Here is a 14,644-nt window from a genome sequence, read left to right on the forward strand (position 1 = left end):
GTCACTCCTTCCCGAGGTCCAGCAGGCGGCGGGCGACGATGTTGCGCTGGATCTCCGCGGTGCCGCCGTAGATGGTCGCGGCACGCGAGTACAGGTACTCGGTGCGCCAGGTGCCCTCGCCGGTCAGTTCCACCGTGCCGGGCAGCAGGTCGCGCGCGGTGTCGAAGAGCCGTTGTTCGGCGGTGGCGAGAAGGATCTTGTCCACCGAGGTCTCCGGGCCCAGCCGGCCGCCGTCGGCCAGCGCCCGCTGGGTGAGCGCCGAGCGGCAGCGCGCGGTGTGGAGGTCGAGCCAGACCGCGCCGAGCGCGTCCGGGTCCGGTTCGCGGCCTTGCGACAGCAGCCGGTCCAGGCGGTTGTGGAGGTGGGCGATCCGGTGCCAGAAGCAGGTGGACCGCTCGTACGGCAGCAGGTCCATGGCCAGCTTCCAGCCGTCGCCCGGCGCACCGAGCAGCCGATCCTCCGGAACCCGCACCTCGTCGAGGAAGACCTCGGCGAACTCGTCGACGCCGTGCAGGGTGCGCAGCGGCCGGACGGTGATCCCGGGAGTGTCCATGTCGATCAGGAAGGCGCTGATGCCGTCGTGGCCGGGACCGCCGGTACGGGCCAGCAGTACGCAGCGGGCCGCGTACTGGGCGAGACTCGTCCAGACCTTCTGACCCGACACCACCCAGCCGCCCCCGCCCCCGGCCTCGTGCGCGCGGGGGGCGTCCCCGCCGTCGCGCACCGCACGGGTGGACAGGGAGGCCAGGTCACTGCCCGAACCGGGCTCGGAGAAGCCCTGGCACCACTGCTCCCGGCCGCTCAGCAGCCGGGGCACCAGCTCGGCGGCGAGCGCGGGCGGCGCGTGGTCGATCAGGGTGGGGACGAGCACCTCGACCATCGACCAGATGCCGGGCTCGGCCAGATCCCGGGTGGCGACCTCCTCGCCGAGCACCGCGCGCAGGACGGCCGGCCCGCCGAGCCCCCCGACCTCGCGCGGCCAGCCGTACCGCATCCACCCCGCCTCCCACAGCGCCCCGCGCACCCGCGCCAGTTGGGCCACCTGGGCGTCCAGGCCCAGGCCGGCACCGGGGGACAGGTCGTGGCCGTCGAGCCACTGCCGCACCTCCCGGCGGAACTCGGCGACCCTCATGAACGGGAGCGTTCGAAGGCGTGCGGACGACCGGAGTCGTGGTCGCCGCCGCGCCGGATGAAGGTCATGGCCCGGGTGCGCAGCCGCCACCCGTCGCCCGTGCGCACATAGGTGTCGTTGTAGTAGCCGATGCGCATCGCGTGCTCGGAGTGCTCCACGAAGCACAGTGGCTGCGTACCGGTGGCCGCGTCGCCGTCCAGGTCTATCTGCGGAGCGCCCACGAGGAACAGCCCCTTGGGAGCCGCGGCGATCAGCGCGGGGAACTCGTCGAGCGGATAGGTGTCGCCGAACGCGCTGTAACTGCCGTCCGCGGTGAACACGCCGAGCACCCGGTCCACGTCGCCGCGGGTCATGGCGACCGCGTAACGGGCGAGGAGGTGTCCGATCTCCACCACGTCGTCGGTAGGACTCAAGGCGTCGCCTCTCTGGTCGTCGGTCCTCGCCACCCCCGAGGGCGAGAACGTGATTCTCGTGGACGAGTATTGTGCACGAATGGTTGATTCTCCAATAGGGAGAAGCTAGTTTCCGAACCATGGATCAGTTCCTGGCCTTCACGGTGGTGGGCCTGAGCACCGCCGCGATCTACGCCGTGATCGGCAGCGGCCTGGTACTCACCCACACCACGGCGGGCGTCTTCAACTTCGCCCACGGTGCCGCCGGCATGCTTGCGGCGTTCTCCTACTGGCAGCTCGCCGTCGGGTGGGACTGGCCGGTCCCGCTCGCCCTCGCCACCGTCCTGCTCGTCCTGGCGCCCGCCTTCGGCCTCTTCGTGGAACGGGTGCTGATGCGCCCGGTCCACGCCCTCGGCGAGGCCGAACGCCTCGTCATGACCGTCGCCCTGCTCACCGGCTGCATCGCCCTGGCCCGCTGGGTCTGGGACCCCGACACCGCCCGGCCGCTCGCCCCGTTCCTCGCCGAACACCCCGCGATCCGTCTCGGCCCCGCCTCGGTCACCTGGCACCAGGCCGTCACCATGGCCGTCGCCGTCGCGGTCGCCGCCGTGCTGTGGCTCCTGCTGCACCGCACCCGGGCCGGCACCGAGATGCGCGCCTGCGTCGACGACCGCTCGCTCGCCGGGCTCACCGGCGCCGACCCGCTGCGGGCCGGCCGCCTCGCCTGGATTCTCGGCATCCAGCTCGCCGCCGTCGGCGGCATCCTGATCGCCCCGACCGTCGCGCTCGACGCCCAGCAGCTCTCCCTGCTCATCGTCAGCGCCTACACCGCCGCTGTCTTCGGCCGGCTGCGCAGCCTGCCCCTCACCTTCCTCGGTGCCGTCGTCGTCGGTCTGCTGGAGGCGTATCTCGCCGGCTGGCTGCCGCAGAACGACTACCTGCCGGGACTGCGCCTCGCCGCCCCCGCGCTGCTCCTCCTCCTCGCCCTGCTCGCCTTCCCGCACCGCCGGCTGCGCGGCCGGGACCGGCGGCTGGTCCGCGTTCCGCTGCCCACCGCACGCGGCAGCCTGGTCTTCGCCGCGGGCACCGTGCTCCTGGCACTGGTCCTGGTCACCGTCCTCACCGAGGAAGCCGTCCTCTCCTACGGCACGGTCTTCTCCCTCGGCGTGATCGCCCTGTCCTTCGTGCCGCTGGCCGGGTTCACCGGGCAGATCTCGCTGTGCCAGCTCTCCATCGCCGGGATCGGCGCGGTGGTCTGGGGCCACCTGGGCGCCCACGGCGAACTGTGGGCGCTGCCCGCCGCCGCAGCGGTCACCGCTGTCGTCGGAGCGCTCGTCGCCCTGCCCGCGCTGCGCCTGTCCGGGGTCTACCTCGCCCTCGGCACCGCCGCGTTCGCCGTGATCCTCGACCGCTGGATCTTCACCCTCCCCGCCCTCGACGTGTTCGGCGTACGCGTCGCCCTGTTCGACCAGGGCTCCGTGGCGGTCACCGGCCCCGACCTGTTCGGCCTGCACCTCACCTCCCCCGCCCAGTTGCTGGTCCTCTCCGCCGTCTCGCTGGCCCTCGCCTCGCTCGCCGTGGCCGCGCTGCGCCGGGGCCGCATCGGCCGCAGGCTGATCGCCCTGCGCGACAGCGAGGCCGCCTTCGCCACCCTCGGCGGGCGGCTGCTCGGCGCCAAGATCGCGGTCTTCGCCCTGTCGGCCGGCCTCGCGGGCCTCGGCGGCGCCCTCTACGGCATGCAGCTCCAGACCGTCACCGCCGAGCAGTTCAACCTCGTCGCGGGACTGCCGATCTTCCTCGTCGCGGTCGTCGGAGGGCTCGGCGCCGTGGGCACCGGCCTGTTCGCGGGGCTCGCCTTCGTCGTGCCGGCCCACCTCCTCGCGGAGTTCGGCTCCTGGGCGCACGACCTGTCCGCGCTGCTCATCGCCCTGGCCGGGATGGGGCTCGCCCGCAGCCCGGCCGGAGTCGTACCGCACCTGCACGCCCAGTGGGCCAGGCTCGCCCGCGACCGGACCCTGCTTCCCGTACTGCTCGGTGTGCTCGCCCTGTGCTGGCTGCTCGCCGCCACCGACGTGGCCGACGGCGGCCCGCTGCTCGCCGCCGCCCTCGCGGTGTCCCTGGCGCTGCGCGCCCGCGCCGCCTCCCGGGTGGACCAGGACCACGGCGGGAGGCGGGACCGCTCCGGGAGCCAGGACCGCGACGTACCCGTGGAGTGGTGGGGCCTGCGCCGCCCCTGGCGGCCCGAGGACGGGGAGGTGCTGAGCCGTGCCACTGCTGCGCACTGACGAGGTGAGCGTCTCCTTCGGCGGACGCCGCGCCCTGGACAAGGTGTCGCTGTCCGTGGAGGCGGGCCGCGTCACCGGACTCATCGGACCCAACGGGGCCGGCAAGAGCACGCTGTTCGACGTGGTCTCCGGCCTGCGCCGGCCGCGCACCGGCCGGGTCCTGCTCGACGGCCACGACATCACCGGCGAGGGCCCGGCACGACGCGCCCGGCGCGGACTGTCCCGTACCTTCCAGCATCTGGAACTGTTCGGCCGCCTCACCGTCCGCGACAACCTCCTCGTCGCGGCCGAACTCGGCCCGGGCCGCCGCCGAGCGGCCCGCAGCGCCGACCGGACACTGGACCGCCTGGGCCTGACGGACCTCGCCGACGCGTCCGCCGACGCCCTGCCCACCGGTGCGGCCCGGCTCGTCGAGGTCGCCCGCGCCCTCGTCCAGGAACCGAAGGTCCTCCTCCTCGACGAACCCGCCGCCGGCCAGGACGCGGAGGAGACCGGACGCTTCGCCGGCCTGTTGCGCTCCCTCGCGGCCGAGGGCACCGCCGTACTCCTCGTCGAACACGACATGAGCCTGGTGATGACCGTCTGCGACGAGGTCCACGTCCTCGACCTCGGAGCCGTCGTCGCGAGCGGTCCGCCCGACCGGGTCCGCCGCGACGCGACGGTGCTGGCGGCCTATCTGGGAGAGGAGTGATTATGGACTCCACGGCACCACCGCTGCTCGAACTACGCGGCGTACGGGCCGCCTACGAAGGCATCACCGTCCTGCGCGGAGTGGACCTCGCGGTCGCCGCCGGCCAGGTCGTCGCGCTGCTGGGCCCGAACGGCGCGGGCAAGACCACCACCCTCAAGGTCGCGGCCGGCATCCACCCGCCCAGCGGCGGCCGGCTCCTGCTGGCAGGCCGGGACGTCACCGGGGTCCGCGCCGGGGACCTGGCGCGCGCCGGTGTGTGCCTCATCCCCGAAGGACGCGGCGTCTTCCCCAACCTCAGCGTGCGGGACAACCTGTGGATGATGACCTTCACCGGCCGCGGCCGGGAAGAGACCGAGGACGCCGCCTACGCACGCTTCCCCGCCCTCGCGAGCCGGCGCGCACAGCAGGCCGGCACCCTCTCCGGCGGCGAGCAGCAGATGCTCGCCCTCGCCCGCGGGCTGACCACCGACCCGGCCGTCCTGCTCCTGGACGAACTCTCCATGGGGCTGGCCCCGCTGGTCGTCGCCGACCTGTACGAACGGGTCGCCGAGATCGCCCGGCAGGGCGTGGCGGTCCTGGTCGTCGAGCAGTTCGCCACCGCCGTCCTGAAGACCGCCGACCGTGCCGCCGTCCTCGCCCGCGGCCGTGTGCCCTGGCAGGGGCGGCCGGACAGCTCCCTGCACGCCGAACTGTCCTCCTACTACCTGGGAAGCGCCCCATGACGTCAAGCCCCCTGCCGGAGCCACGTGCGGAACGCTTCGTCCGCGACCTGGCCGCACTGAAGATCCCGGATCCCGCCGCCGCGCACGCCGCCCTGTGGCTCCGCCTCGGCGCACTGCTGATGGCGGCGGGGATCGTGCTCGGCGCGACCGCCTTCCCGCTGGCCCACGGAACCGACAGCTCGCTCGCCCAGGGCGACGCCCTCGCCCTGGGCCTCGGCGGGATCACCGCGGCGGTGGTGGGCGCCGCCCTCTTCCTGCGCTACTCGCTCACCGGCTTCCTGCGCTTCTGGCTGGCCCGCCAGTCCTACGAACTGGAGTTGCTGGGGGAGCGGCTCGCCACCGCGCCCCCGACCACCCCCCACCCGGAAGGAGAACCGCACAATGGCGTCCCCCGCACCGACCCCGCGCCCCGGTGACCAGCTAGCCTCCGCCGCCGACAGCACCAGGGTGATCGTCATCAGAGCCCCGCAGCAGGCGGCCGGCCCCATCGAGTGCGGCGGCGATCCGATGATCCCCGCCGTCCGGGCCCCCGCCCCGGCACCGGGCCCGGCCGGCGCGGCCGCGGGTGCCCTCATCGGCAAGCGCTACGTCGACGCCGCCGACACCCTCGAACTCCTCTGCACCGCGTCCGGCTCCGGCCCGCTCGCCTACGCGGGCGAACCGCTGACCGTCAAGGCGCCCAAGGCGCTGCCCGCCTCCGACTGATCCCAGCCGCCACCTCCGAGGAGGGTCCGCATGGACCGCGACGACATGATCCTGATCAGCGTCGACGACCACATCATCGAGCCGCCCGACATCTTCGTGAACCACCTGCCGGACCGGTACAAGAAGGACGCGCCCCGACTGGTCCGCAGCGACAAGGGCACCGACATCTGGCAGTTCCGCGACAACTCCGTCGGCAACGTCGCGCTGAACGCCGTCGCCGGGCGCCCCAAGGAGGAGTACGGCATGGAGCCGCAGGGCCTGGACGAGATCAGGCCCGGCTGCTACGACGTCGACGAGCGGGTCGCCGACATGAACGCCGGCGGCGTCCTGGCCCAGATGAACTTCCCCTCCTTCCCCGGCTTCTCCGCCCGGCTGTTCGCCACCGAGGACTCCGACTTCTCCCTCGCCCTGGTACGCGCCTACAACGACTGGCACATCGACGAGTGGTGCGGCGCCCACCCCGGCCGCTTCATCCCCATGGCGCTCCCGGCCATCTGGGACGCCGAGCTGTGCGCCCGGGAGATCCGCCGGGTCGCCGACAAGGGCTGCCACTCGCTGACCTTCCCCGAGAACCCCGTTCCACTGGGCTACCCCAGTTTCCACACCGAGTACTGGGACCCGGTGTGGCGGGCGCTGACCGACTGCGGCACGGTGATGAACCTGCACATCGGCTCCTCCGGACGCCTCGCCATCACCGCCCCCGACGCCCCGCCGGACGTGATGATCACGCTTCAGCCCATCAACCTGGTCCAGGCCGCCGCCGACCTGATCTGGTCCCGCGTCCTCAAGGAGTTCCCGCACGTCCGGATCGCGCTCTCCGAGGGCGGCACCGGCTGGATCCCGTACTTCCTGGACCGCATCGACCGTACCTACGAGATGCACTCCACCTGGACCCTTCAGGACTTCGGCGGCAAACTGCCCTCCGAGGTCTTCCGCGAGCACTTCCTCACCTGCTTCATCTCCGACCCCGTCGGCGTGAAGCTGCGCCACGACATCGGCATCGACAACATCTGCTGGGAGGCGGACTATCCGCACAGCGACTCCATGTGGCCCGACGCGCCGGAGGAACTGCACAGCGTGCTGACGGCGCACGACGTGACGGACGACGAGATCAACAAGATGACCCACGAGAACGCGATGCGCTGGTACTCCTTCGACCCGTTCGCGCACGTGCCCCGTGCGCGGGCCACGGTGGGCGCGCTCCGCAGGGCCGCCGAGGGCCACGACGTGTCGGTGAAACCCCGGAGCAAGCAGGCGGCCGTCGCCCCGTCGGAGAAGCTGGCCAACTACCACCGGAAGGCGGAGGCGGCGATGGCGGCCGTCCGGGACTGAGCGGCGAGGCCCGCACCGCCCCGGACGAGAGGCCCGCACCGCTTTGGACGAGAAGCCCGAACCGTGTCCGGCACCGCCCGCTATTCTCCCGGGGTGACGCAGCGAAATCTCCCTGACGAGCGACGACCCGCGAACGACGGGCCGAAGGCCGCCGCGCGCAACCGGGCCGCCCTCGTCGCCGCCGCCCGGGAGATCTACGCGGAGTCCGGCCTGAGCGCGCCACTGTCCGCGATCGCGCGCCGGGCCGGCGTCGGCCAGGGCGTGCTGTACCGGCACTTCCCCGACCGGGCCGCGCTGGCCCTCGCCGTGCTGGAGGAGAACGTCCAGCAGATCGAGCAGGCGGCGGCCGCCGACGGCACGGACGCGGCCCGAGTGCTCGGTGTCCTCACCTGGCACCAGACGGAGTCGACCGCCTTCGTCGGCGTCCTGCACGCGGACGGGGCGGACAGCCGCTCCGGCACCCCCGCCTACGCCCAGGCCCTGTCCCGGCGGGTCGAGCGTGCCCTGCGCCGGCATCTGCCGGCCGGGCACCGGCTCGGCGCTCGGCCCGAAGACCTCATGATCGCCATTGCCATGGTCTCCGGCGCCGTCACCGGCCCCACCCGTGAACAGCGAGAACGCCGGGCGCTGGCGGCCTGGCGCCTGCTCGGTGTCGAGGTGGGACCGGTGCGGCCCTTCGCGACGTGAGCGAGGCCCGCGTCAGCCGCCGTTGGACTGCCGGACCCCCTTCGCCAGCGCGTCGAAGGTGTACACGTAACCCCCGTCGGGTCCGCTGACCGTCATGTACGCCTTGGTCCCTCCGGGCGTGATGGCCACGTTGGTCGCCGATTCCAGCCCTTCGGCGGCGGGCGCCGGCACCTCGACGGTCGCCAGGCGCTCACCGTTCTCGCTGTACACCGCCATCGCCGGACGGCCGTGCAGGCCCTGGTACAGGTTGCCGTCGGCGTCCACGGCGATCGAGTCGGTCTGGGCGATCCCGCCGTCCACCCGGATGGCGGTGTGACGTGACGCCACCCCGCCCTCGCCGTCGAGCAGCAGGTACGAGACGCGGTTCTGCGTCAGCTCGCTGAACCACAGCCCGCGGTGGTCCGCGTCGAAGGATATGCCGTTCGGCGAGGCCAGGCCGTCCGCCAGGACGGAGGCGTTCCTCCCGTCGCGGTCGATACGCACCACGCGGCCGGTCGCCTTCCCCTCCGACATGCCGCGCGAGTCGCTGACGTACAGGCTGCCCTCCCGGTCGAAGGCGAGATCGTCCGGATTCATCCGCGCCCCGTCGACCTCCCCGGAGAAGAACGTCCGCGGATCACCGCCGTCCGGGGCCAGGCTCACGATCTCACCGTGGGAGAAGTCGGTCAGGTAGATGCGGCCGTCGTACGGACTGAACTGAGCCGAGGTGTAGGTGCCGCGGTCGTCGGTGTGGACCTGCCGTGCGGTCTTCTTCCGGACGTCCACGCGCAGCACCTTCGCCTCGCCGGCGGGCGCGGTGACGTCCACCACGAGCAGCGTGCCGTCCTGGTCGAGGACGGGGCCCTCCAGCAGGGTCATCCCGGTCTGCTCGTGCACCTCCGTGACCCGCATGACCTGGTGCGCACGGATGGTCCTGTCCTTGCCGCCGGCCGCCGCGGCCGCGGCGGGGCCGCCGGTCTGCGTACCGCAGCCGGTGAGCACCAGCGCCCCGATCGCGGCAAGTCCGGCGACGGGTCGTACGGGGAGTCGTCGCATGTCAATCGCCCTTCGTCTCCGAGGTATGCGGAAGCAATCTCCACACCAACCGGACAGCACTGTCCGGCTCTTGTTACCGTAGTGCATGGCTGCTCAAGTACAGCGCAGCGTCGCGCAGTTCATCGACGAGGCAGCCCCATGGCAGCGAACCGGAAGGAACTGGGCCCCCCACATGGCGAATTCACCAGAGGTGTCGACCGAGGCACTCGCCGACCTGCGCGAGCGCTACCGGACCGAACGGGAGCGACGGGTGCGACCCGACGGCGCCCGGCAGTACCTCGGCGCCGACGCCGAGTTCGGCTACTACGCCGCCGACCCGTACGCCGGGGAACCGACCGGGCGCGAGCCGCTGCGGGACCGGGTGGACGTCGCGGTCGTCGGCGGCGGCTTCGGCGGCATTCTCGCCGGAGCGCGGCTGCGGCAGCGGGGCGTCGAGCGCGTCCGGATCATCGAGACGGGCGGTGACTTCGGCGGCACCTGGTACTGGAACCGGTACCCGGGCATCCACTGCGACATCGAGTCGCACGTGTACCTGCCGCTGCTCGACGAGACCGGCTACGTTCCGGAGTGGAAGTACGCGCCCGGCGAGGAGATCCGGCGCCACGCGGTGCGGATCGCGGAGAAGTACGACCTCTACGCGGACGCCGTGTTCTCCACCGCGGTCACCTCACTGACCTGGGACGACACCTCAGAGGCGTGGATCGTCACGACCGACCGCGGGGACAAGTTCCGGGCCACGTACGTCGTCACGGCCACCGGCACCCTGTCCGAGCTGAAGCTTCCCGGCATCCCCGGCATCGAGAAGTTCGCGGGACACACCTTCCACACGTCACGCTGGGACTACGGCTACACCGGCGGCACCCCGGACGGTGGCCTCGTCGGCCTCGCGGACAAGCGGGTGGGTGTGGTGGGCACCGGCGCCACCGGCGTCCAGGTCGTTCCCCTGCTCGCCGAGGACGCCCGGCACCTCTACGTCTTCCAGCGCACGCCCTCCAGCGTGGACGTGCGCGCCAACCGCCGCACCACCGCCGCCGACGTGGGTGCCGACCGCCCCGGCTGGGCGAGCGAGCGCCGCGAGAACTTCCTGCGCGTCGTCTCGGGCGAACCGGCCGACGCGGACCTCGTGCGGGACGGGTGGACCGCGTCCGCCGGCCTCCTGGAGAAGCTGCTGCCCAGCTTCCGCCGGTCCGGCGACCGGACGGCCTTCGAGGCGTCCTACGAGATCGCCGACGCCGTCAAGATGAACGAGGTCCGCGCCCGCGTCGACCAGGTCGTCACCGATCCGGACACCGCGGCGAAGCTCAAACCCTGGTACCGGTACGCCTGCAAGCGCCCCACCTTCTCGGACCGGTACCTCCAGGCGTTCAACCGGGACAACGTGACCCTGGTCGACACCGCGGACACCCACGGCATCGAGCGCATGACCGAGCGCGGCGTCGTCATCGGCGACACCGAGTACGCGCTCGACTGCCTGATCTTCGCCACCGGTTTCTCCGTCGGTGTCTCCGGCGTCCACTCGGGCCGGCTGCCGGTCCGCGGCAGGCGGGGGGTCCGGCTGCGGGACGCCTGGCGCGAGCAGGGTCCGCGCACCCTCCACGGGTTCACCAGCAACGGTTTCCCGAACCTGCTGCAGATGGGCGGCACTCAGAGCACCAGCAGTGTCAACTACACGCACGTCCTGGACGAGCACGCCGTCCACGCCGCCGCGCTCGTCGCCGCCGCCGAAGCCGAAGGCGCCCTGATCGAACCCTCCCGGCAGACCGAGGACGACTGGATCGCCGTGCTGGCCGACGGCGCCCCCGACCACGAGTGGTTCCACGCCGAGTGCACCCCCGGCTACTACAACGCCGAAGGGCGCGGCCGGCCGAACGGGCCGACCGCCTACCCGCACGGCGCCGCCGCCTTCCACGACCTGCTCGAAAGGTGGCGGGCGAACTCCACGCACCAGGTCCTGCGGCCCAGGAGCGTTCCCAGGAGGGAGGTGTAGCCGGCCCCCGCTCCACCCGCGCAGGAGGCAGGGTCCCCCGGACCGCCGCCCGCAGTCGATCCGAGTCGTCGACCTTGACGGTTGCGCAGAATGGAGAATAGCGTTCTCATAGTCCGAGATCGTTGTTATCGACGAGCGGTGTCGTCAACTGGAGGACCCGACCTCATGGCCCATTTCGCCAAGCCCGAAGAGGGTAGCTGGACCAAGCACCTCAAGGTCGGCACGGAGCCGGTCTCCTACGCGGACTCGACCTCGCCCGACCACTACGAGCTGGAGCGCGAGGCCATCTTCAAGCGCACCTGGCTCAACGTCGGCCGTGTCGAGCAACTCCCGCGCAAAGGGAGTTACTTCACCAAGGAGCTGGACGCGGCGAGCACCTCCGTCATCGTCGCGCGCGGCACCGACGGCGAGGTGCGCGCCTTCCACAACGTGTGCCGGCACCGGGGCAACAAGCTGGTGTGGAACGACTTCCCGCGCGAGGAGACCAGCGGCGTCTGCCGCCAGTTCACCTGCAAGTACCACGCCTGGCGCTACGACCTGGACGGCAAGCTCGCCTTCGTCCAGCAGGAGGGCGAGTTCTTCGGCCTCGACAAGTCGGACTACGGGCTCAAGCAGGTCCGGGCCGAGGTCTGGGAGGGGTTCGTCTTCGTGAACCTCGACAACGAGAACACCACGCCGCTGCGCGCGTACCTCGGCGAACTGGCGCACGGCATCGAAGGCTACCCGTTCGACAAGCTGACCCAGGTGCACAAGTACCGCGCGGAGATAGGCAGCAACTGGAAGCTCTTCATCGACGCGTTCGCGGAGTTCTACCACGCGCCGATCCTGCACTCCGGCCAGTACACGCCCGACCAGGCCCGCCGGATCGCGAAGTACGGGTACGAGGCGCTCCACTACGGCATCGACGGCCCGCACAGCATGGTGTCGTCCTGGGGCGGCATCGCCCCGCCGCACGACCGCGAGATGGTCAAACCCATCGAGGCGGCGCTGCGCAGCGGCCTGTTCGGTCCGTGGGACGCGCCGGACATCGGCCTGACCACCGAGCAGTTGCCGCCGGCCGTCAACCCCACGCGCGACCCGCGCTGGGGCATGGACTCCTTCGTCTTCTTCCCCAACTTCATGCTGCTGATCTGGCGGCCGAACTGGGTCCTCACCTACCACTACTGGCCCACCTCGTACCACACGCACATCTTCGAGGGGACGTGCTACTTCGTCCCGCCGAAGAACGCCTTCGAGCGGCTCCAGCAGGAACTGGCCGCCGTCTCCTTCAAGGAGTACGGCCTCCAGGACGGCAACACCCTGGAGGCGACCCAGACCATGCTGGAGTCGGGGACGGTCGACCGCTTCCCCCTGAACGACCAGGAGGTGCTGCTGCGTCACCTGCACCGCAGTGCCCAGGAGTACGTCGACGACCACCGGCGCCGCACCTCCGGCACCCCGGCGGCGTCCTGACTTCGAGGAGGACCACACCATGGCCAGTGCATTCCCCGAGGGCTTCGAAGCCCTGGACAGGTTCGCCGACTGGGCGGTCCCCACGGAGAAGGCCCGCTACGCCAAGCGGATCAGCAGCACGATGGACGAGCTCGACGCGTTCTACGACGTGGCCTTTCCCCTGCTCAAGTCCGGCACCGCCCACCTGGAGAAGACCCCCATGGAGGGCATCTCCGAGCCCGACAAGCGCCTGCTGTGGCTGTTCTGCTCGCTGGTGACCGTCGCCTTCTCCGTAGAGGCGTGGCGCCAGCCCAGGGTTCCCGACTCGGGCGCCTCCAGCATCGACGCCGTCGTCGAACCGCTCGTCTGACCGGCCGGCCCGGCCCCGGAGACGGAGTCCCCGAGGCACGCGGCCGAGGCCGACCGCTCAGAAGACGCGTCCGACGTCCTGGCGCACGATGGTCGCCATGCTGTGTTCGGCGAGCGCGGCGATGGTCATGGACGGGTTGCAGGCGCCGGTGGAGCCGGGGATGCGGGCGCCGTCGAGGACGTACAGGCCCTTGTGGCCCAGTACCCGGCCGGTGAGGTCGACGGCGTCTCCCATGGGGACGCCGCCGAGGGCGTGCCAGGTGGAGGGGGCGCCCGCATTGGTGTCCATCATCATGCCGCCGCCGGCCGCGGCGATGGCCCGCATGCGGGCGGTGATCAGCGCCTGCAGCGCGGCGTCCGTGCCGGTGGGCCAGGTGAGCACGGCGTCGTCCTGGCCGGCGTCGTAGGCCCAGGTGCCCGCGCCGTCCACGACGCCGAACCCGACGACGGTCAGCGCCGTCGCGCCGGGGCTCTGCACGGGCGAACCGGCGTGGATGATGTTGAGGGGGATGGGGCTGCCGGGGTCGGCGCCGCCGACGCAGGCGGGACCGCCCTGCAGGGTCCCGGCGTCGCCCGTGGGGTTGATCCAGGCCCAGATCCGGTCGCCGTTGTTGCCCCACCGGGTGCCGATGGCGTCGGGCAGGTCGGGGACCAGGTTCTTGGCCCGGGACTTGACCAGGAGACGGGTGGTGCCGGGCGAACCGGCGTTGAGGAACACGGCGTCGGCGGTGACCCGGATCTGCTCCCGCACGACGCCGCCGGTGTCGATGCGGTCGACGGAGAGCACCCACCGCCTGTTCGCGTCCAGCGCGAGGTCGCGCACGACGTGCAGGGGCGCCACCTCGACCCGGCCGGTGGCCTCCGCCTGCGCGAGGTAGGTGACGTCGATCGACTGCTTGCCGCCGTTGTTGACGCCGAAGGCGATGTCACTGGTGGTGTACGTCGGCTCGTAGCGGCCCGTCAGCTCGCCGCGGACGTAGCTCCAGTCGACGGGCAGCGGCACCTTGAACGGCGTCAGACCCGCCTGCGGCGCGACCTGCTGGAACAGGCGGGAGGACTTGTACGGGTCGGAGGCCAGGATGTCGGACGGGATGGTGGAGACGCCCAGCATCCGGGCGACCGTGGGGTAGGCCCACAGGTCCAGTTCGCTGTAGAGGCCCGCGGCCACCGGTATCGACCTGGCGAAGTCGGCTCTGGTCGGCTGCAGGGTCATGCCGTGGTACATGACCGAGCCGCCGCCCACCGCAGCCCCGCACATGGCGGTCATGCCGTTGCCTACGACGGGTTCGAGCACGCCGGTGTACGGCGTCCAGGTCTGGTTGCCACCGCCGACGACGGGGTGGTCGGTCAGCCAGGCGGAACGGTTGTCCATGGTGGCGAAGCGACAGAACGTGGTGGCGTTGGGGCCGGTGCGCCAGCGCCGGCCGCGTTCCAGGACGAGGGTGGACACCCCGGCCCGGGCCAGGCGCAGCGCGGTCACGCCGCCGCCGAAGCCGGTGCCCACGACCACGGCTCGGGCACGGCGTTCGGTGACGGGCGCGGCGGTCGCCGGCCCGGTCCGGGTCGCGGGCGTCGCGGCGGAGGCGTCGCCGGCGCCGAGCACGGACCCACCGAGTGCGGCCGCGGCCAGGGTGCCCGCGCCCAGCACCTGCCGACGGCTCATCCGGTGCGCGGACCGAGGGGACACCGGGGCGGGGGAGACGGGCAGGGGAGACGCGGGGAGGGGGGAGGAGGGGGAAGGGGAAGGGGAAGGGGACAAGCGGTCGTCGGACATGTGACTCCCGTCGGGAGGGCCCGTCGTGGGCCGCGGCGCACGCGGGCCGGGCGGTGTGTGTGTGGGGGTGCCTCTATGTCTTTCGTCAAGGCGCCTGGGTTC

14 protein-coding genes are annotated in these 14,644 nt (G+C 72.0%); 10 read left to right on the top strand and 4 right to left on the bottom strand.

The window, feature by feature from the left end; all coding sequences use genetic code 11:
• Nucleotide 1: 1 nt before the first annotated feature.
• Together ABEB00_RS34330 and ABEB00_RS34335 are read right to left on the bottom strand one after the other, a co-directional pair.
• Nucleotides 2-1,132, bottom strand: coding sequence for an acyl-CoA dehydrogenase family protein (locus ABEB00_RS34330; RefSeq protein ID WP_345624634.1), 1,131 nt, complete (start codon nucleotides 1,130-1,132; stop codon nucleotides 2-4).
• A complete protein-coding gene (locus ABEB00_RS34335; protein ID WP_345624635.1) occupies nucleotides 1,129-1,545 on the bottom strand; it encodes a nuclear transport factor 2 family protein in 417 nt (138 codons plus the stop codon). Before ABEB00_RS34335 ends, ABEB00_RS34330 begins: the two co-directional genes overlap by 4 nt.
• Nucleotides 1,546-1,664: 119 nt before the next feature.
• Between ABEB00_RS34335 and ABEB00_RS34340 the strand changes: the two genes are divergently transcribed.
• The 7 genes from ABEB00_RS34340 (at nucleotide 1,665) to ABEB00_RS34370 (ending at nucleotide 7,946) form a co-directional block, all read left to right on the top strand.
• The gene (locus tag ABEB00_RS34340; protein WP_345624636.1) at nucleotides 1,665-3,809 is read left to right on the top strand and encodes an ABC transporter permease subunit; all 2,145 of its coding nucleotides are present in this window, start codon (nucleotides 1,665-1,667) and stop codon (nucleotides 3,807-3,809) included.
• Nucleotides 3,790-4,500, top strand: coding sequence for an ABC transporter ATP-binding protein (locus tag ABEB00_RS34345; RefSeq protein WP_345624637.1), 711 nt, complete (start codon nucleotides 3,790-3,792; stop codon nucleotides 4,498-4,500). The genes ABEB00_RS34340 and ABEB00_RS34345 overlap by 20 nt, the downstream gene beginning before the upstream one ends.
• Before the next feature lie 2 nt (nucleotides 4,501-4,502).
• The gene (locus tag ABEB00_RS34350) at nucleotides 4,503-5,222 is read left to right on the top strand and encodes an ABC transporter ATP-binding protein (RefSeq protein WP_345624638.1); all 720 of its coding nucleotides are present in this window, start codon (nucleotides 4,503-4,505) and stop codon (nucleotides 5,220-5,222) included.
• Nucleotides 5,219-5,638 (top strand): hypothetical protein, encoded by a 420-nt coding sequence (locus ABEB00_RS34355; protein WP_345624639.1) that lies wholly within the window; start codon nucleotides 5,219-5,221, stop codon nucleotides 5,636-5,638. The genes ABEB00_RS34350 and ABEB00_RS34355 overlap by 4 nt, the downstream gene beginning before the upstream one ends.
• Entirely contained in the window at nucleotides 5,604-5,927 is a 324-nt protein-coding gene (locus ABEB00_RS34360; RefSeq protein WP_345624640.1) for a hypothetical protein, read from the top strand. The genes ABEB00_RS34355 and ABEB00_RS34360 overlap by 35 nt, the downstream gene beginning before the upstream one ends.
• A gap of 30 nt (nucleotides 5,928-5,957) precedes the next feature.
• A complete protein-coding gene (locus ABEB00_RS34365; protein WP_345624641.1) occupies nucleotides 5,958-7,259 on the top strand; it encodes an amidohydrolase family protein in 1,302 nt (433 codons plus the stop codon).
• 93 nt (nucleotides 7,260-7,352) lie between these two features.
• Complete coding sequence (locus ABEB00_RS34370; protein ID WP_345624642.1) at nucleotides 7,353-7,946, top strand: TetR family transcriptional regulator; 594 nt, start codon at nucleotides 7,353-7,355, stop codon at nucleotides 7,944-7,946.
• A gap of 12 nt (nucleotides 7,947-7,958) precedes the next feature.
• Here the strand turns inward: ABEB00_RS34370 and ABEB00_RS34375 are convergent, their stop codons facing one another.
• Nucleotides 7,959-8,981, bottom strand: a complete 1,023-nt coding sequence (locus tag ABEB00_RS34375; protein WP_345624643.1) for an SMP-30/gluconolactonase/LRE family protein — start codon at nucleotides 8,979-8,981, stop codon at nucleotides 7,959-7,961.
• 172 nt (nucleotides 8,982-9,153) lie between these two features.
• Here ABEB00_RS34375 and ABEB00_RS34380 point away from each other — a divergent pair, with 172 nt between their 5' ends.
• The 3 genes from ABEB00_RS34380 to ABEB00_RS34390 all read left to right on the top strand — a co-directional run bounded on the left by ABEB00_RS34380 (nucleotide 9,154) and on the right by ABEB00_RS34390 (nucleotide 12,769).
• Entirely contained in the window at nucleotides 9,154-10,968 is a 1,815-nt protein-coding gene (locus ABEB00_RS34380; RefSeq protein WP_345624644.1) for a flavin-containing monooxygenase, read from the top strand.
• A 165-nt stretch (nucleotides 10,969-11,133) separates the two neighbouring features.
• Nucleotides 11,134-12,420, top strand: a complete 1,287-nt coding sequence (locus ABEB00_RS34385; protein WP_345624645.1) for an aromatic ring-hydroxylating oxygenase subunit alpha — start codon at nucleotides 11,134-11,136, stop codon at nucleotides 12,418-12,420.
• A 19-nt stretch (nucleotides 12,421-12,439) separates the two neighbouring features.
• Nucleotides 12,440-12,769, top strand: coding sequence for a hypothetical protein (locus ABEB00_RS34390; RefSeq protein WP_345624646.1), 330 nt, complete (start codon nucleotides 12,440-12,442; stop codon nucleotides 12,767-12,769).
• 57 nt (nucleotides 12,770-12,826) lie between these two features.
• On the opposite strand, the gene ABEB00_RS34395 is transcribed toward ABEB00_RS34390, so the two are convergent.
• Entirely contained in the window at nucleotides 12,827-14,431 is a 1,605-nt protein-coding gene (locus tag ABEB00_RS34395) for a GMC oxidoreductase (protein ID WP_345624647.1), read from the bottom strand.
• Between the last annotated feature and the right edge of the window lie 213 nt (nucleotides 14,432-14,644).

Source organism: Streptomyces ziwulingensis (assembly GCF_039542605.1).
Classification (GTDB): domain Bacteria; phylum Actinomycetota; class Actinomycetes; order Streptomycetales; family Streptomycetaceae; genus Streptomyces; species Streptomyces ziwulingensis.